At 73.4% G+C, this 16,540-nt stretch carries 15 protein-coding genes and 2 pseudogenes; 6 read left to right on the top strand and 11 right to left on the bottom strand.

Annotation, left to right across the window (positions count from 1 at the left end; all coding sequences use genetic code 11):
* Nucleotides 1-83 precede the first annotated feature (83 nt).
* Genes tsaE through alr form a run of 3 tightly spaced genes read right to left on the bottom strand, consistent with a single transcriptional unit; the run spans nucleotide 84 to nucleotide 3,126 of the window.
* A complete protein-coding gene (gene tsaE, locus SMD11_RS19170; protein ID WP_087927603.1) occupies nucleotides 84-641 on the bottom strand; it encodes a tRNA (adenosine(37)-N6)-threonylcarbamoyltransferase complex ATPase subunit type 1 TsaE in 558 nt (185 codons plus the stop codon).
* A gap of 20 nt (nucleotides 642-661) precedes the next feature.
* Nucleotides 662-1,873 (bottom strand): alpha/beta fold hydrolase, encoded by a 1,212-nt coding sequence (locus tag SMD11_RS19165; RefSeq protein ID WP_087930603.1) that lies wholly within the window; start codon nucleotides 1,871-1,873, stop codon nucleotides 662-664.
* A 47-nt stretch (nucleotides 1,874-1,920) separates the two neighbouring features.
* Nucleotides 1,921-3,126, bottom strand: a complete 1,206-nt coding sequence (gene alr, locus SMD11_RS19160; RefSeq protein ID WP_087927602.1) for an alanine racemase — start codon at nucleotides 3,124-3,126, stop codon at nucleotides 1,921-1,923.
* Nucleotides 3,127-3,286: 160 nt separating this feature from the next.
* On the opposite strand from alr, the gene SMD11_RS19155 reads away from it, so the two are divergent.
* Nucleotides 3,287-4,735 carry an NAD(P)H-hydrate dehydratase gene (locus SMD11_RS19155; protein ID WP_087927601.1) on the top strand — a complete coding sequence of 483 codons (1,449 nt, stop codon included), beginning with the start codon at nucleotides 3,287-3,289 and terminating at the stop codon, nucleotides 4,733-4,735.
* Nucleotides 4,736-4,768: 33 nt separating this feature from the next.
* Here SMD11_RS19155 and SMD11_RS19150 read toward each other — a convergent pair whose 3' ends face one another.
* From SMD11_RS19150 to SMD11_RS37330, 5 genes are all read right to left on the bottom strand, one after another.
* Nucleotides 4,769-8,092, bottom strand: a complete 3,324-nt coding sequence (locus SMD11_RS19150) for a serine protease (RefSeq protein ID WP_087927600.1) — start codon at nucleotides 8,090-8,092, stop codon at nucleotides 4,769-4,771.
* A gap of 135 nt (nucleotides 8,093-8,227) precedes the next feature.
* Nucleotides 8,228-9,187: a MerR family transcriptional regulator gene (locus tag SMD11_RS19145; protein WP_087927599.1), complete on the bottom strand. Its 960-nt coding sequence runs from the start codon at nucleotides 9,185-9,187 to the stop codon at nucleotides 8,228-8,230.
* A gap of 111 nt (nucleotides 9,188-9,298) precedes the next feature.
* The gene (locus SMD11_RS19140; RefSeq protein WP_087927598.1) at nucleotides 9,299-9,748 is read right to left on the bottom strand and encodes an ATP-binding protein; all 450 of its coding nucleotides are present in this window, start codon (nucleotides 9,746-9,748) and stop codon (nucleotides 9,299-9,301) included.
* 300 nt (nucleotides 9,749-10,048) lie between these two features.
* The gene (locus SMD11_RS19135) at nucleotides 10,049-11,116 is read right to left on the bottom strand and encodes a transcriptional regulator (protein WP_087927597.1); all 1,068 of its coding nucleotides are present in this window, start codon (nucleotides 11,114-11,116) and stop codon (nucleotides 10,049-10,051) included.
* A complete protein-coding gene (locus tag SMD11_RS37330) occupies nucleotides 11,050-11,217 on the bottom strand; it encodes a hypothetical protein (RefSeq protein ID WP_418952530.1) in 168 nt (55 codons plus the stop codon). Before SMD11_RS37330 ends, SMD11_RS19135 begins: the two co-directional genes overlap by 67 nt.
* A 345-nt stretch (nucleotides 11,218-11,562) precedes the next feature.
* Here SMD11_RS37330 and SMD11_RS36445 point away from each other — a divergent pair.
* The 5 genes and pseudogenes from SMD11_RS36445 to SMD11_RS19105 form a co-directional block, all read left to right on the top strand.
* Nucleotides 11,563-11,772 (top strand): annotated as a pseudogene (locus tag SMD11_RS36445) (hypothetical protein); the annotation flags it as partial.
* Entirely contained in the window at nucleotides 11,759-12,292 is a 534-nt protein-coding gene (locus SMD11_RS19120; protein ID WP_087927595.1) for a DUF6879 family protein, read from the top strand. The pseudogene SMD11_RS36445 and the gene SMD11_RS19120, both read left to right, overlap by 14 nt.
* A complete protein-coding gene (locus SMD11_RS19115) occupies nucleotides 12,276-13,109 on the top strand; it encodes a helix-turn-helix domain-containing protein (protein WP_087927594.1) in 834 nt (277 codons plus the stop codon). The genes SMD11_RS19120 and SMD11_RS19115 overlap by 17 nt, the downstream gene beginning before the upstream one ends.
* Before the next feature lie 108 nt (nucleotides 13,110-13,217).
* Nucleotides 13,218-13,448, top strand: coding sequence for a DUF397 domain-containing protein (locus tag SMD11_RS19110; protein ID WP_087927593.1), 231 nt, complete (start codon nucleotides 13,218-13,220; stop codon nucleotides 13,446-13,448).
* A 181-nt stretch (nucleotides 13,449-13,629) separates the two neighbouring features.
* Complete coding sequence (locus SMD11_RS19105) at nucleotides 13,630-13,932, top strand: hypothetical protein (RefSeq protein WP_324614755.1); 303 nt, start codon at nucleotides 13,630-13,632, stop codon at nucleotides 13,930-13,932.
* Between the two features lie 51 nt (nucleotides 13,933-13,983).
* Here SMD11_RS19105 and SMD11_RS19100 read toward each other — a convergent pair.
* The 3 genes and pseudogenes from SMD11_RS19100 to SMD11_RS19090 form a co-directional block, all read right to left on the bottom strand.
* Nucleotides 13,984-14,351, bottom strand: a pseudogene (locus SMD11_RS19100) (holo-ACP synthase).
* A complete protein-coding gene (glmS, locus tag SMD11_RS19095) occupies nucleotides 14,348-16,195 on the bottom strand; it encodes a glutamine--fructose-6-phosphate transaminase (isomerizing) (RefSeq protein ID WP_087927592.1) in 1,848 nt (615 codons plus the stop codon). The pseudogene SMD11_RS19100 and the gene glmS overlap by 4 nt, the downstream one beginning before the upstream one ends.
* 47 nt (nucleotides 16,196-16,242) lie before the next feature.
* Nucleotides 16,243-16,467 carry a hypothetical protein gene (locus SMD11_RS19090; protein WP_087927591.1) on the bottom strand — a complete coding sequence of 75 codons (225 nt, stop codon included), beginning with the start codon at nucleotides 16,465-16,467 and terminating at the stop codon, nucleotides 16,243-16,245.
* Nucleotides 16,468-16,540: the final 73 nt, after the last annotated feature.

Raw genomic sequence — 16,540 nt, 5'->3', positions numbered from 1 at the left:
CCGACGGCTTGTCGGAATACGGGGAGGCGCGCGGAGATCCCGTACACCCCGGGTGTCACCGCGTCACCCCACGTGATCCCACGTCACCCCAGCGGCGTCAGATCCACGCCCGCCCACCGCGGGCCCACGCCCGCCAGGGTCACCGTGCGGACGTCGTCGGCCTCGTCCAGCGCGAGCCCGTCCGCGCCCTCCGCGCGCTCGATGACGACGTGCAGCCGGTCCTCGGACAGCTCCTCGACCTTGCCGTCGCCCCACTCCACGACGATCACCGACTCGGGCAGCGAGACGTCGAGGTCCAGGTCCTCCATCTCGTCGAGGCCGCCGTTCAGCCGGTAGGCGTCGACGTGGACCAGGGCCGGGCCGTCGCCGAGGGGCGGGTGGGCGCGGGCGATCACGAAGGTCGGGGACGTCACGGCGCCCCGCACGCCGAGGCCCTCGCCGAGGCCGCGCGTCAGGGTCGTCTTGCCGGCGCCCAGCTCGCCCGTGAGGAGCAGCAGGTCGCCGGGGCGCAGCAGGGCCGCGAGCCGGCGGCCCAAGTCCCGCATGCCCTCGGCGGACTTGACGGTGACCTGGGCGGAGGTGGTGGAGATGGCGGTGGCGACGGTGGCTGCGGCGTCAGGCCGGGCGTTCGGGGCGTTCATACCCGCCGATGGTACGGGGCTCAGCCCCGGCGACGCGCTCCGGCCGCGTGCCGCAGCCCCGCCTGTACGCCACTCGCGCCGGCCGCCGCCAGCAGTTCGGCCAGTTGGTCGCCGACCGTCGCGGGCTGCTCCAGCATCACCATGTGGCCCGCGCCGGGGACACGGACGAGCCGGGCGGCCGGCAGGGCCTCCGCGATGGCCTCGCTGTGCTCGTACGGGGTGATCATGTCCCGCTCGCCGGCGAGGACGAGCACGGGCCGGTGGTCGAAGGCGCGCAGCGCCGTCATCTTCTCGTGCTCGGCGAAGACCGGGTAGAAGGCCGCGACCACGTCGACGGGGGTGGCCTCGATGAGCCGCTCGCCGAACCGGGCCACCCCGGGGTCCACGTCGTCCGCGCCGAAGGAGTAGCGCTTGATGATCCCCGCGAAGAGGTCGGCGGTGGCCCGCCGCCCCTTCTCGACCAGCTCCGGCTGCGCGGACATCAGCTTGAGGGCGCCCGGCAGGACGCGCCGCATCACACTCATCCCGACGGCCGGGAGACCGTAGGTGTTCTCGTCGAGCCGCCCGGCGGACGTGCCGATGAAGGCCGCGCCGACGACGCGCTCGGCGATCAGCTCGGGGTAGTGCGCGGCGAGCGCCATCATCGTCATGCCGCCCATCGAGTGCCCCACCAGCACCAGCGGTCCCTCGGGCGCGGCGGCGTCGATGACGGCCTTGAGGTCGCGGCCGAGGAGGTCGATGGAGACGCCGGGGGTGCGGGCGCGCTCGGAGCGGCCGTGGCTGCGCTGGTCCCAGAAGACGGTGCGGACGGCGCCGCGCAGGGCGGCGCGCTGGAAGTGCCAGGCGTCCTGCTGGAGGCAGTAGCCGTGACTGAAGATCACGGTGACGGGCGGCGCGGGGCGGCGCCCCAGGAACCGCCGGCCGGGCTCGGGGCCGACCTCGTCGACCTCGTAGGCCAGCCGGGTGCCGTCCTCGGCGACCGCGGTGCCGGGCGTGCCGCGCAGCGTCCCGTACGGACCGGCGGCGTCCAGCGCGAGACGTGCCTTACGGCGCATCCCCCGCCCCACGGTGAGCCGCTCCACGGCGACCCCGACGGCGGCTCCGGCGGCCACCACGCCGAGCGCCGCGCCCGCGACGCCCGCCCCGCGCCGCCAGGCGGCCGGCGCGGCGGAGGCGGTGGCCTCCGTGGCCGCGGTGGCCGCCGTGAGAACGGAGGCGGCCGTGGCCGCCATGTCCCCGCCCGTGTTCGCGCTGTCGCTCATTCCGTGACCCCCGTGTCCTAGCTCTGCTGCTGGTTCACGCTCTCGTTCACGTTCTTGTCCGTACCCGCGCCCGGGTCCGTGCCCGCGTCCTCACCCACATAGACGCGCGGGACCCGGTTCGAGATGCGCGTCACGACCTCGTACGCGATGGTCCCCGTGGCCCGTGCCCAGTCCTCGGCGGTCGGCTCACCCCGGTCACCCGGGCCGAACAGCACCGCCTCGTCACCGACCCGCGCCGTGTCGCCGCCGAGGTCGACCACGAACTGGTCCATGGCCACCCGGCCGGCGACCGTCCGCCACTTCCCGCCGATCAGCACCGGCCCGGTGCCGGACCCGGCGCGCGGGATCCCGTCCGCGTAGCCGACGGGAACCAGGGCGAGAGTAGTGGGTCCCGGGGTGATGTAGTGATGCCCGTACGAGACACCGTGCCCGCCCGGCACCCGCTTGACGGAGGCGAGGGAGGCCGACAGCGTCATCACCGGGCGCAGGCCCAGCTCCTGCGGGGTGCCGATCTCGGGGCTCGGCGAGACGCCGTAGGCCGCGACACCGGTCCGCACCAGGTCGAAGTGGCTCTCCGGCAGGGTGAGCATGGCCGGGGAGTTGGCTATGTGCCGCACCTCGGGCCGCACGCCCTGCCGCTCGGCGTAGGCCACCGCGTCCCGGAAGACCCGCAGCTGGGCCTGGATGGAGGGGTGGCCGGGCTCGTCCGCGCAGGCGAAGTGCGACCACACGCCGGTGACGCGCAGGACGCCCTCGTCCTCGGCGGCGCGGGCGGCGGCGATCAGTTCCGGCCAGTCGTCGGGCTGGCAGCCGTTGCGGCCCAGACCGGTGTCGATCTTCAGCTGGACGCGCGCGGGCCGGCCCGCGGCCCGGACGGCCGCCCGGACCTCCTCGACGGCCCACACACCGCTCACGGTGACGTCGATGTCGGCCTCGATCGCCTCCCGCCACGGCCCGCCCGGGGTCCACAGCCAGCACATCAGCCGACCCTCGTCCCCGGCCGCGCGCAGCGCGAGCGCCTCCTGCGGGGTGGCCGTGCCGATCCACGTGGCACCGGCCTGGCGGGCCGCGCGGGCGCAGGGCACCGCGCCGTGGCCGTACGCGTCCGCCTTGACCACGACCATCAGCTGCGCCTGGGGCGCGCGGGCGCGCAGCACACGTACGTTGGCCCGCAGGGCGGCCAGGTCGACCAGGGCACGGGCGCGCATCGGAGTCTCGTTCATCCCCGTCAGTGTCTCAGGACGTCCGGGATGGGCGTGAGGGGTGGGGCGCCGGGGGCGTGCGCCGGTGCCTCGTCGGTGTCCCGTCCGGTGGCCTGTCCGGTGCCTCGTCCGGTGCCTCATTTCGGGGGCGGGCGCCGGGCCCGACGGTGACACTGGGGGCATGAGGACTGCCTACAGCGTCGAGACCGTACGGGCCGCCGAGCGCGCGCTCATGGCACAGCTCCCCCCGGGCGCCCTGATGCAGCGCGCCGCCGCCGGGCTGGCGGCGGCCTGCGCGGACCTGCTGGGACGCACGTACGGGGCACGGGTGGCGCTCCTCGTGGGGAGCGGCGACAACGGCGGGGACGCGCTCTACGCCGGCGCGCGCCTGGCGCGCCGGGGGGCCGGGGTGACGGCGGTGCTCCTCTCCCCGGAGCGGGCCCACGCGGGCGGCCTGGCCGCGCTGCGGGCGGCGGGCGGCCGGGTGGCCTCGGCGGAGGAGGGCGACCGGGCGGTGCGCCGCGCGGACCTGGTCGTGGACGGGATCGTCGGCATCGGCGGCCGCGGCGGGCTGCGCCCGGAGGCCGAGGCGCTGGTCACGGCCGCCGAGGGCGCCCTCGTCCTCGCCGTGGACCTGCCGAGCGGCGTCGACGCGGACAGCGGCGAGGTGCGCGGCGCGACGGTGCGCGCGGACGCGACGGTGACCTTCGGCGCGTACAAGCCGGGCCTGCTCGTCGACCCGGCCCGGGAGCGGGCCGGCGCCCTGCGTCTGATCGACATCGGCCTCGGGCCGCACCTGCCGCGCGTCCCCGCGGCCGAGGCGCTCCAGCACGCGGACGTCGCGGCGCTGCTGCCGCGCCCGGGTGCGGAGAGCGACAAGTACCGGCGGGGCGTGGTCGGCGTGGTGGCCGGCTCCGCCCGCTACCCCGGCGCGGCCGTCCTGGCCGTGGCGGGCGCCCTGCACGGCGGCGCGGGCGCGGTCCGCTACGCGGGCCCGGCGGCGGACGCCGTGGTCACCCGCTTCCCCGAGACCCTCGTCTCGGAGGGCCCGCCGTCGAAGGCCGGCCGGGTCCAGGCGTGGGTCGTCGGCCCCGGCGTCGGCGACGACGCGGCGGCCCGCCGGGCCCTGGACGACGTCCTCGCCTCGGACGTCCCCGTCCTGGTGGACGCGGACGGCCTGCGGCTGCTGTCGGAGGAGACCGTACGGGCGCGGGACGCGGAGACCGTCCTGACCCCGCACGCGGGCGAGGCCGCCGCCCTGCTGGGCGTCACCCGCGCCCGCGTCGAGTCCGCCCGCCTGTCCGCCGCCCGCGAGCTCGCCGCCCGCTTCGGCGCGACCACCCTCCTGAAGGGCTCGACGACGGTCGTCGCCGCCCCCGGCCGCAAGGCGGTCCGCGTCAACCCCACGGGCACCCCCTGGCTGGCCACGGCGGGCAGCGGCGACGTCCTCTCGGGCGTCACGGGCTCCCTCCTGGCGGCGGGCCTGCGAGGGCTGGACGCGGCGTCGGTGGGGGCGTACCTGCACGGGCTGGCGGCGCGCTCGCTGGGCGGGGCGCCGCTGACGGCTTCGGGGGTGGCGGGGGCGCTGGCGGGGGCTTGGGAGGAGGTGCGGGGGCGCTCGGAGGAGTGACGGGGACCGTCCTGGACCGGCGGCCGGCCGAGGCTAGAAGGTGATCCAGGGCTGGGCGGTCAGTTCGACGCTCTCGGGGAGCTGGTCCTGGTTGAGCAGGGGCCCTCGATGGACGACGTCCAGCTTCAGCGCGTGGCCGAGCTCCCGGAAGACCGCCAGGTCGACGGGGTCCGACGTGGTCACCCGCAGGAAGAGGGTCTTCAGCCGCGGATAGGCCCGGAAGAGCTGGGACGGATCCGGCAGCCGGACGGGGTCGGTCAAGGTCACCCGCTCCACCTGGGGCAGCGGGGGCGCCTCGTCGAGGAGGTCCGGATGCTCCGCCGTCACTTCGAGCGCCCTGAGCTCGTCGAGCGCGTCCAGGGCGAGCTGCCGCCTCAGGACCGAGTCGGGAACGGCGTGGAAGGCGACCGTTTCGAGGCGGTGATGCCCCCGCACCCCGGCCGACCACAGAGCCGCGCACAGGCCCGGCCCCAGGTCGAGACGGGTGAGCCCGGGCGGCAGCGACAGCGTCTGCCACCGCTGGTGCCCGCGCTCGGGCCAGTGCAGCCGCAGCGACGTGAGCTCCGGCATGTCCGCCAGGACGTCCAGTCCTTCCGGGCACTCGTCCAGGGAGACATGGAAGGTCCGCAGCGCGCTGCTGTCCAGCTCCGCCAGGTGCGAGATCCCCTTCGTGGCCCCGATCCACAGGCCGTGCAGCGGCGCGCAGTGGCCGAGCGTCCGCAGGTCGACGACCTCCGGGCACTGCTGGAGGGACAGGTCCACGAGCGCCGGCGTGGCGAGGTCCGCCGGACCGGCCGCCGCCAGCGGCCCGTTCAGCTGGATCCGGGGCCGTCCGCCCCAGCGCTTGAGCACGCGCAGCTGCTCCGCCGTCTTGGCGACGAACTGAAGCTGTTCGAAGTCCTCACCGGCCCAGGGAAGCGCGCCGACCACCGCCTCCGCGTAGTGCTCCGTGTCGAACCGGTCCCACGACCACGCCAGCTGCGCCCGCACCCGGACCGACGGATGCGTCGCGTACCGCGCCAGCAACGGAATAGCCCGGTCGTCCGCCACCACCGTCGCCGCCACGACCACCGCGTGGGCGACCACGTCGTCGAGCCCCTCCGGCCCCGGCAGCAGGTCCAGCACCACCTGCCCCGCCGCCGCCAGCGCCTTCGCCGCCTCCTGGTCACGGGGCGGGACCAGCTCCGCCGCCGCCTTCTCGACCCGCGTACGGACGTCCGCGTCGACCTCCGTCGCCTGCTCCAGGCAGGCGGCGGCCAGCAGGTGCAGCCGGTACCGGTTGGGCTCCTCGCGCTCGCCGCGCTCCAGCAGCTTGCGGAGGAGCTCCGCGCGGGCGCGCGGCGGGGCGTGGCCGACGGCCATCCGGAGGACGTCCTCCCACTGGTCGTCGTGGGCGTGGTTGACGAGCAGGTCGAAGTCCCAGTCGTCGACGGCGGCCTGGGCGCCCAGGTAGTCCTGGAACGTCCGGTGGATGAAGTCCAGGGTCTCGCTGGTCGGCTGCCGCAGCAGCCCGCTGCGCAGCACCAGATGGCGCAGGATCTCCTCGGCGCTGCCCCGGGCCGCGACCGCGGGCATCGCGGGGAGGGCACGGTCGAGGATCTCCACGGCCCGGTCCCACTCGATCTCGGAACGGCCGTTGCGGATCAGCCAGTACGCGATCTTCTGGAGGAGCGCGGTCTGGGCCTGTTCCAGCTCCGGGCCCTCCAGGCCGACGACGATGTCGCGCTCGCGGTCCCGGCGGATCAGGAGGAGCTCCAGCGCGGCCCGGTAGAGCTCCATCCGGCCGTGCGGCAGGTAGCCGCGCCGGGAGCGGTTGAGGGCGCAGATCAGCGCGCACATCAGGGGGTTGGTGGCCAGCCGGCCGAGGTCGCGTTTGGTGACGACCGCGGCGGTCAGGGAGTCGCGGAACGCCCGTAGCCGCTCGTCGTGCGCCTGCCCGGCGGCGGTGTGCCAGCGGTCGATGAAGTCGGCGACGTCGGCCCGGCTCATCGGCTGGAGCTCCAGCTCGGTGAACCCGGCGTCCGACAACCAGCCCTCGCGCACGGCGGAGGGCCGGGTGGTGAGGACGTAGCGCGCGTCGGGGTATGCGGCCAGGAGGTCCTTCAGCCAGGACAGGGTGCGCCGGCGGTCGGCCTCGGGGACCTCGTCCACGCCGTCGATCAGGATCAGCGCGGTGCCCTCGGCCAGCCGGCGGGTCACCCAGCCCTGCGCGGCGGGCAGCCCGGCGAGCGGCCGGGCCGCGGCGGCCAGGAACTCCTCGGGCTGCGGAAGTTCACCCTGACGTATGAGGGTGCGCAGCGGCAGGGTGAGCGGCATGCAGCCGCTGAGGTGGCCGAGGCCGGGCGGCAGGTCACCGCGGGCGGTGACGGTGGCCAGCCATTGCAGGAGGGTGGTCTTGCCCGACCCGGCCGCGCCCCGCAGCAGGACCCGCCGCTGCCCGGCGAGGGCCTCCTCGGCGCGCTGCGGCGCGGGTACGGACCGGGCGGGGCCCGCCGGGTCGCCGGTGGGCGGCTCGAAGCCCTGCCCGTCCGCCGGGCCGCCCGCGCCGACCAGTTCGAGGCTGAGGTACGCGGCGTCCAGCGGCCAGGTCTCGCCCTCGCCGTCGGAGAGGGTGAGGCCGATGATGGTGAGCGCGCCGGCCTTCTCGACGAGGTAGTCCCGCAACCGCTGTTCGAACACCTCGACCTCCAGCTGCCGGTGCGAGGTGAGCGAGCGCGACTCCGGTTTGTGGCCCGCCATCAGGCACTCGCTGAGGAACCGGAAGTGCGACCACAGGGTGGCCGAGGGGGTGACGGTGAGGCGTCCGTGCCGCCAGCCGCCGGGGTCGGCGCAGACGACGCCGGCGAGGAGGCCGTCGACGAAGACGGCGGAGCCGGACATGCCCGCCCACGGCGAACCGCCGCCACCGGGCTCCTCGGGGGCGGCGTGCTCGCTGTCGAGGACGTGGCGGCCGCCGATGAGGTTGCTGCCCGGCTTGAAGGTGCCGACGATCTGCTCGGTGTCGAGCTCGTCGTCCCCGTCCCGCTGGACCTGCGGGAAGCCGACGGCCTGGGCGCCGGGCCAGGCCCGCAGGTCGTAGGCGCGGCCCCAGACGAGCGGCTCGAAGGCCGCCGCGGTCTCCACGTCGACGAGGTCCCGCTCGGCGACCAGCAGGGCGGCGTCGCAGCGCCGGCTGTCGTCGCGCGCCCAGACCGTACGGCAGCGGACCGGGCCGGTGCCGCCGGGCACGACGGCCCGTGGGGTGTCGCAGTCGCCGATCACGTGTGCGGCGGTCAGTACCAGGTTCGGTGTGAGCAGATAGCCGCTGCCCTGGGCCCGGCCGAATACGGCCGCGATGCGTTCCTTCGCCGGGTGCACGCCCCGCTCCCTCCTGGCCTCCGCCTGACTGAGCGCGGCGCTGACGATACGCCAGATGAGGGGCGGGTGTGGGGGATCGGAGGGGGACGGCGGTACGGAGCCGCGGACTCCGCCCGGCCCGTCCCCTCCACCGTCTCAGCCCTCGGTGGCGGCCCCGGCGCCCCTCGCCCGCAGCCCGGCGCTCAGCCACTCCACGGCCGGGCCCATGCCGGGCGTCACCGGCCAGCCGTTGACGACGGCGACGAGCCGCCAGTACCGCTCGTACCGCGAGTCATTGCCGATCTCCAGCCGTCCCAGCAGCCACTCCCGGAACTCCGGCCCGTCCTCCCGGCCGGACAGCTCGGCGCTCCGCCGGACGAGCTCGTCGACGATCGGCCCGGCGGCCTCGGAAGCCGGGTCGATGCCCGCCTCGCGGGCCGCGTCCGTCCGGGCCCGCATGATTTCGGCCAGTTCCCGGGTCTCGTCCGGGCCCGGCCGCCCGACCTCCTCGGCTGCCCGGACCTGGTCCTCGGCGGCGCGCCGCATCCCGGCGCGGAACTCGTCGTCCTGGACGAGCTCGGCCAGCTCGACCCAGGCCGCGACCTGCTCCGGGGCCGGGTCGTCCGGCAGTACGGGCACGGAGCCGCGCATCGTCGTCATGAACGCGTCGTCGACGTCGACGCCTTGGAAGGCGTGGTCGATGAAGTCGTGGATCAGGCGGCGGCGTTCCTGGTCCGAGAGGTTCGCGAGCTTGTGCATGAGTTCCGTCTCCTCGGGTGTCGCCCCGCGTCCGGCCACCGCTCTCAGCACGGCCCGGCGCAGCCGCAACGTGCGGATCTGCACCTCCAGCGCCTCGGCGTGCGCCGCGGCGACCTCGGTGACGGTGATCTCGCGCTCCAGCACACGCCGGATGTCCACGAGCCCGACGCCGAGGTCGCGCAGCGTCCTGACGAGGCCGAGGCGGGCGAGCGCCTCCTGACCGTAGAGCCGGTAGCCCGCGGGGGTGCGGGCGGTCGGCGGCACCACTCCGGCATCGGACCAGAACCGGATGGTCTTGACCGTGAGACCGGTCAGCCGGGCCAGGTCACCGATGGAATGGAGGGCGTCGTCGTCCATGTCCGCCACCTTGGGGTCTCCCTCAGCTGGAGGGTCAAGCGTAGGCGGCGACGACCTCGCGCAGGACGCGGAACGCGGCCGTCCGAGCCCCGCCTGGGCCCCGCCCCCCGCTCAGTGCGGGTGCCCGCCGGCCCCCTCCCGCAGCTCGAACCAGACCCGCTTGCCGACGAGGTCCAGCCCGTCCCACACCCACGTCACCCCGGAGGCGTGCGCGAGCCGCCGCACGAGCCCGAGCCCCCGGCCGCCCTCCCCCACGTGCTGCGGGCCGCGCGGCCACGGCGGCCGGGCGGGGTCGTCGTCCCGTACGGCCACCACGACGTGCCCCTCGCCGACGGTCATCTCCACGCTGAGCTCGGGCACGCGCGCGTGCCGCACGACGTTCGCGACGGCGTCGGAGACGCAGATCCGCGCGTCCTCGATCAGCGGCCGCCGCTCCGCCGCGACGAGGGCGGCGGTGACGAAGTCCCGGGCGAGCCGGGCGGTGGCGGGGCTGGTGGGGGCCACCATCTTGTAGCTTTCCTGCCGGACGGGCACGGCGACGACGCCGGGGCTCGCGCTCATCGGGCCTCCCCCTCCGCGTACATCAGGTTGATCCCGTGCGCCCCGACCACCATGCGCGGTACGGGTCCGCCGTCCGGCGTGGGTGCCGCTCCCCGTTCTGTCCTGAAGCCGAAACGGGCTCTCGCCCAGAGGGTGATCCGGCGGCTAAGGTCTCGCATGTCGACGCTCCTTGTAAGCGTGGGCCACGCCCCCGGGCCGTTCACGCGGTCGCGGGGGACTTCGCTGACCCGGTCAGCCTGCCGCCGTTCGGCTGCCGGAAGTTGCACCGATCTGTGCAACGTCCGGACGTGACTTCTGGCGTCAGACGCCGACCCACTCGGCGAAGTGGGCCAGGGTCCCCCGGCTCTGCCGCTCACGCTTCCGGAGCTGTACGACCGTCTCGCGGACCTGCGGGTGGTATCGCGTCTGCTGGGGTGCCACCCGCTGGGCGTCCAGCAGGCTGCGGAACGCCGCGTCGTCCTGGCCGGTCCACAGGTGCGAGCGCGCCAGGTCGATGTGCACCTGGCCGGCGCGCATGGCGGGCCAGCCCTCGGGAATGCGGAGCGTCCGGCCGACGCGCACCGCCTGGGCGTGGTCGTTGTGGTCGGCCAGGGCTGAGATGCGGTGCGCCGCGACGTTGGTGGGGCCGAACGCGTACCAGTGCACGCCCCTCTCCCGGAAACCGATCCGGTCCGGCGCGACCACCTCCGGGGGGTCGGAACCGAGCCAGCGGGCCGGTGTCACGTCCCCGGTGCGCCGCGCGTACCGCTCGGCCTCCTCAAGGTGACCGTGCGCCGCGTCCATGTCACCGCACCGGACGTCGAGGAGCGCGGCCGCGAGCTCCATCTGCCCTGTTGCCGCGTCCCGTTCAGGCCCTTCGGCCACGTCCTCCACGTACCGCATCCCGACCGCGTGCAGGCGCCTACCGGTGGCGAACTCGCCCGAGCGCAGGCACGCGATGGTGTGCATCCACTTCGCCATCGCCGCAAGCGACGGATCCTGGGCGCGCTCACACGCGTACTCCGCACGGCCGGCGGCGACGAGCGAGAGGTCGTGGAACCCGAACTTCGCCGAGACATTGAACGCCACCCGGTCCAGCCCCGCCAGCAGGGCCCACGCCCGAGGGTCGCCGGTGGCATGGGCGACGGCGATCGCCTCCACCATCAGGGCGGGCAGATCCGCCGCGGCCTTCCGGAGATCGGTCTCATGTACGAGCAGGCAGACACGGTCACGATCACCGGCCAGTTGTTCCAGTGGGCGAGGCCGAACGCTCGGATCGTGACCGAGGTTGTGCAGATTCAAGGCCTCCCGGATGGGCTGGATCAGCAGATCCAGCTGATCCCGCCGCAGCTCGTCGAGATAGGGCTGCCCCAGCAGATCGGCGGGCATAACCCCAGGCCACGAGCACACGCCGCCACTAGCTCGGGCGACGCGGGCCGCTGCCCGCACTCCACCTTCGACAGCAGCGACTTGGAGACATGGGCCCGCATCGCCAACCCCTGCTGAGTGAGCCCCCGGTCCGCGCGCCGCTCCGCGATCCGCGCGCCGATGTACTTGTCAATCTCGTCAGGCATACTGAGCTCCGTTCTGACTTCGACACTCGGAACGGTACTCCTGGCACACCCGGGAGTAAGGCCAACGGCCCCCAAACCGGGGGCCGTTCGTCTTTGCGGGCGAGCCCGGACGGCTCCCTGCACGGCAGCCGACCGCGATGTGGTCAACCGGTGATCTTTTATTCCGGAACGGGAATAGTTCGCGGTGCACGTGGACGCGCCACCCGACGCTTCACTAGCGTCGACCGGCGGCCTCGGGCGAGGCCGGGACAAGGGGGCACCATGGCGCGCCAGGAACTGACCCGGCTCACCGGCAGGTCCGGTGGACCCCAGTGCGATGACGACGACTGCCCCAACGTGTACCGCCATGAGGGCAGGAGCAGCGTCGTCGTCCAAGGCGACATCTACCGCGGCTTCGTCGCGCCGGAGGGCGAAGCCCTCGTAGAGATCCCGGAATCGGTACTGAAGGAGGCGGTCCGTGCACTTGGATGGCGAGGAGTGGCGGAAGGCCTTCGACGCCTTCCAGACGGACGCGTGGCGATTCGAGGCGCAGCCGACCTACACCATGCCCCGGGAGGCCGAGAGCGTGGCCGCGTTCCTGCGGGGCGAGCCGATGCCGCCGGGACACAACGCCCGCTGGCACGAGCGCATTCGCGAGTACGTGGCGTCCGGGCGCCGCATAGGCCGAGTACGCATCGTCCGGCAACCGCTCACCGCGTACCAGAGGTACCAGTTCGCCTGGGGCATCCCCGAAAACATCCGGGCCGGGGAGGACATCCGCGTCCTCGATGTCACCCATGACGACCACGGGCTGCCGTTGACGACCACCGACTGGTGGATGTTCGACGACGCCCGCGTGGTGCACCTGAACTTCCGGACCGACGGGACCCAGATCAACCGCGAAACCGTCAGCGGCGACACCTCGCCGTACCGGGAGTGGAAACGCCTGGCGCAGGCCGCATCCGTGCCGTTCGCCGAGTATGTGAAGACGGCGGGTGACATTCGAGCCTGAGCAGCTGGGTCAGTCGCAGACGGATCTGGCGGAGAAGCTCCGTGAGCTACGCAGGCGGGCCGGCCTCACCGGGGACCGGCTCGCCAAACGCTGCAACATGTCCCAATCGCAGATCAGCAAATTCGAGACAGGCAAGAAGACACCCCGGCTCCTGGACGTCGAGCGGATCCTTCGGGCTCTCGACGCTCCTCCCGCCTTGATCGCCGAGATCACCGCACTCGCCCGGATCGCCAATACCGAATGGCAGGACAAGCGCTCCTCCTGGCGGCGCGGGCTGGAGAAGCGCCAGGCGGAACTCCTGGCCCTGGAATCCGAGTCGACCACATTCCGATTCTTCCTGCCCGCCATGATCACCGGGTTGCTGGCGACCCCGGAATACGTGCGAGCGAGCCTGACTCACTCCCCGGGAGACACGTCGAGGACGGTCGCACGGAAGCTGGAGCGGCAGGCCGTGCTCTACGACACCTCCAAGTCCTTTACGTTCCTGCTCACCGAGCAGGCAGTGCGATGGGCGATCATGCCCGCACCGGCCATGGCCGTGCAGATCGACCGGATCGTGTCGCTCTCCCATCTACCGAACCTGCGATTCGGCGTCATTCCCTGCGGCACCGTCATGACGCGAGGCCCTATGAACACCTTCACGGTGTACGACGAGCGGCTCGCGACGGTGGAGAACTTCACCGGCAGGCTGGTGTTCCGCGACCCCAGGGACATCGCGGAACATCTCGACGTGTTCGCCGGGTACGAGCGTAGGGCGCTCACCGGGGATCCGGCCCGGGAGCTCCTTTCCCTATGGGCTGACGCATACCGGTCTTGATCTTTATTTCACTACGGAAATTCCTCTGGAAGAGTCGCAGCCCCGCCGGGAACATTGCGCCATGACCGCCCGGAAGGCGGCCGGATACCCGAGAGAAACAGGTGGACCATGGCGCGGATCGATTTCTACGACCTCCCCATCGAGGGAATCCAGTTCGCAAAGGCATGCGGGGGCAACACGCACCCCGACGGCGAATCGTGCGTCACCCTCGCCCGCGTCGACGACGGCGTCTGGGCCGTAGGCGACAGCAAGCGGCCCGAGCAGGAGCCGCTGAGGTTCAGCACCGCCGAGCTGCGGGCCGCCGGAATCGACCCCGGACGCTTCGGCCTCTCGGCCTAGCTGTACGTCCGCGGCCCCGGCCCGTCGCCACAGCGCTCGGCGCCGGGGCCCATCGGTCCACGGAGCGGTGACATCGTTGCACGTGCACGGATACATGTGGGTCGGCGAGAAGTCGACATTCGACAAGGAAGGCGTCCGGAGACCGGAGAGCCCGGCATTCACACGGTCGGAGGTTCCGCCGATGCAGACGGCGCATTGGCTGTTGAAGCCGGCCGGGGTGGTCCGGGGCACCTGGACGGACCCGGAAACGGCCGTGGACTGGCTCACGGCGCGGCTCGCCGAGCACGCCCCCAGGTTCCTTTCACCACAGGACAGAGACGCACGGCGGCTGGCGGGACAGGGCCGTGCCGCCCGGGAGAGGTTGAGCTGGGGCGGGGACGTGTCGCTCGGGCATTACCTGAACCAACCGCTGTTCCTGTCACTGGCGTTGGTGACCTGCTCGCCGAACCGAGCCGCACCGGCGCTGCCCTGCCCGGCTCCCTGACCGGTGCGGCCCCCACACACAGAGGCCGCACCGGCAAAGCGACAACGCCCCCTACCGCTCCGCGATCACCACAGCGGAAGCGACCCCGCGTCATGGCTCAGCGACACATGCCACGACGTCACCCCCAGCTCCTCCGCCCGCGTCGCCACCGTCCCCGTCACCACCAGCCGCGGCTGCCCGCTGCTCTCCGTCGTGACCTCGGCGTCCGTCCACAGCAGATTGCCGGGGGCGCCCAGCGCCTTGGCCACAGCCTCCTTCGCGGCGAAGCGGGCGGCGAGGGAGGCGATGCCGCGGCGCTCACCGCTCGGGAGGTACAGCTCGCGCTCCAGGAACAGGCGTTCGGCCATGGCCGGGGTGCGGCGGAGGGCCGCGTCGAAGCGGTCGATCTCGGCGACGTCGATGCCGACTCCTACGATCATTCGACCGTCACCGACTTCGCGAGGTTGCGCGGCTGGTCGACCTCGTTGCCGCGGGCCGTGGCCAGCTCGCAGGCGAAGACCTGCAACGGCACGGTGGCGACCAGCGGCTGGAGCAGGACGGGCGTCGCGGGGATCTCGATCAGGTGGTCGGCGTAGGGGTGGACCGACGAGTCGCCGCGCTCGGCGATGACGATCGTACGGGCGCCCCGGGCGCGGATCTCCTGGATATTGGAGACGATCTTGTCGTGCAGGACGGAGCGGCCCCGGGGGGACGGGACGACCACGACCACCGGCACGTCGTGCTCGATGAGCGCGATCGGGCCGTGCTTGAGCTCGCCCGCCGCGAAGCCCTCGGCGTGCATGTACGCCAGCTCCTTGAGCTTGAGGGCGCCCTCCAGGGCCACGGGGTAGCCGACGTGCCGGCCGAGGAAGAGGACGGTGTTCTTGTCGGCCAGGGAGCGGGCCAGCTCGCGCACCGGCTCCATGGTCTCCAGGACCTCCTCCACCTGCGTGGCGATCTCGGAGAGCTCGCGGATCACCGAGACGATCTCGTCGCCCCACTTGGTGCCGCGCACCTGGCCCAGGTACAGGGCGACCAGATAGCAGGCCACCAGCTGGGTGAGGAAGGCCTTCGTCGAGGCGACGGCGACCTCGGGGCCCGCGTGGGTGTAGAGGACCGCGTCCGACTCCCGCGGGATCGTCGAGCCGTTCGTGTTGCAGATCGCGAGCACCTTCGCGCCCTGCTCCCGGGCGTGCCGCAGGGCCATCAGGGTGTCCATGGTCTCGCCCGACTGGCTGATGGCGATGACGAGCGTCCGCGGGTCGAGGATCGGGTCGCGGTAGCGGAACTCGCTGGCGAGCTCGGTCTCGCAGGGGATGCGGGTCCAGTGCTCGATGGCGTACTTGGCGATCATGCCGGCGTGGTACGCCGTGCCGCAGGCCACGATGACGACCTTGTCGACCTCGCGGAGCACGGACGCGGGGATCCGCACCTCGTCGAGGGAGAGCGCGCCCGCCGCGTCGATGCGGCCCAGGAGGGTGTCGGCGACGGCCTTCGGCTGCTCGGCGATCTCCTTCAGCATGAAGTAGTCGTAGCCGCCCTTCTCGGCGGCCGAGGCGTCCCAGTCGACGTGGTACGCCCGGACGTCCGCGGGCGCGCCGTCGAAGTCCGTGACCGTGACGCCGTCCCGGCGGGCCTCCACGACCTGGTCCTGGCCGAGCTCGATCGCCTCCCGGGTGTGGGCGATGAAGGCGGCGACGTCGGAGGCGAGGAACGCCTCGCCGTCCCCGACGCCGACGACGAGGGGGGAGTTGCGGCGGGCGCCGACGACCACGTCCGGCTCGTCCGCGTGCACCGCGACCAGCGTGAACGCGCCCTCCAGCCGGCGGCACACCTGCCGCATGGACTCGGCGAGGTCGCCGCAGGAGGAGAAGGCCTCGGAGAGCAGGTGCGAGACGACCTCGGTGTCGGTCTCCGAGGCGAGGTCGTGGCCCCGCTCCAGAAGCTCCGCGCGCAGCTCCGCGAAGTTCTCGATGATGCCGTTGTGGACGACCGCGACCCGGCCCGCGTTGTCGAGGTGCGGGTGGGCGTTGGCGTCGGTGGGGCCGCCGTGGGTGGCCCAGCGGGTGTGGCCGATGCCGGTGGGCCCGGAGGGCAGCGGCCGGTCCGAGAGCTCCTTCTCCAGGTTGGCGAGCTTGCCCGCCTTCTTCGCCGAGGCGAGCCCGCCGTCGGCCAGGACCGCCACCCCGGCCGAGTCATAGCCGCGGTACTCCAGGCGCCGCAGCCCTGCCAATACGACGTCGAGGGCGCACTGCCCTCCCACATAGCCAACGATTCCGCACATGCGCAGCAGCGTACGGCTCAGGCCCCGCCGGAGGTGCCACCAATGGCTCAACGGCCCCGTTCGATGCGGTCGATGGCCTCCTGGACGAGCTCCAGGTACTCCACCTCCTCGCAGCGCGGCTTGCTGCCCAGCTGGTAGCGGTCCAGGCAGTCGTCGAGGTCCTGGCCCAGGTCCTCGTCCGGCAGCTCCGCGCACAGCTCCCCGCACACCTGTGCGGCGAACGCGTCCCGGCCGCCGGGCCCGGTCCCGGACCCGGCCCCGCCCGGGCGCACGGCGCGGCGCGGGCCCGAACGGCCGCGCCCGTCCGCGCACCCCGGCGGGGCGGCGCGCTCACGCACGTCACGG

It is taken from the genome of Streptomyces albireticuli (assembly GCF_002192455.1).
GTDB classification, from domain to species: domain Bacteria; phylum Actinomycetota; class Actinomycetes; order Streptomycetales; family Streptomycetaceae; genus Streptomyces; species Streptomyces albireticuli_B.
The sequence above is the reverse complement of the archived record's forward strand: the minus strand, read 5'-3'. Positions and strand labels throughout refer to the sequence as shown.

Excerpts from the sequence above, each read along its gene's own strand:
- tsaE (WP_087927603.1), bottom strand. The coding sequence starts at position 641 with ATGAACGCCCCGAACGCCCGGCCTGACGCCGCAGCCACCGTCGCCACC.
- SMD11_RS19105 (WP_324614755.1), top strand. The coding sequence starts at position 13,630 with ATGCAGACGGCGCATTGGCTGTTGAAGCCGGCCGGGGTGGTCCGGGGC.
- glmS (WP_087927592.1), bottom strand. The coding sequence starts at position 16,195 with ATGTGCGGAATCGTTGGCTATGTGGGAGGGCAGTGCGCCCTCGACGTC.
- SMD11_RS19165 (WP_087930603.1), bottom strand. The coding sequence starts at position 1,873 with ATGGCGGCCACGGCCGCCTCCGTTCTCACGGCGGCCACCGCGGCCACG.
- SMD11_RS19155 (WP_087927601.1), top strand. The coding sequence starts at position 3,287 with ATGAGGACTGCCTACAGCGTCGAGACCGTACGGGCCGCCGAGCGCGCG.
- SMD11_RS19110 (WP_087927593.1), top strand. The coding sequence starts at position 13,218 with ATGGCGCGGATCGATTTCTACGACCTCCCCATCGAGGGAATCCAGTTC.
- SMD11_RS37330 (WP_418952530.1), bottom strand. The coding sequence starts at position 11,217 with ATGCGGGCCCATGTCTCCAAGTCGCTGCTGTCGAAGGTGGAGTGCGGG.
- alr (WP_087927602.1), bottom strand. The coding sequence starts at position 3,126 with ATGAACGAGACTCCGATGCGCGCCCGTGCCCTGGTCGACCTGGCCGCC.
- SMD11_RS19145 (WP_087927599.1), bottom strand. The coding sequence starts at position 9,187 with ATGGACGACGACGCCCTCCATTCCATCGGTGACCTGGCCCGGCTGACC.
- SMD11_RS19140 (WP_087927598.1), bottom strand. The coding sequence starts at position 9,748 with ATGAGCGCGAGCCCCGGCGTCGTCGCCGTGCCCGTCCGGCAGGAAAGC.
- SMD11_RS19135 (WP_087927597.1), bottom strand. The coding sequence starts at position 11,116 with ATGCCCGCCGATCTGCTGGGGCAGCCCTATCTCGACGAGCTGCGGCGG.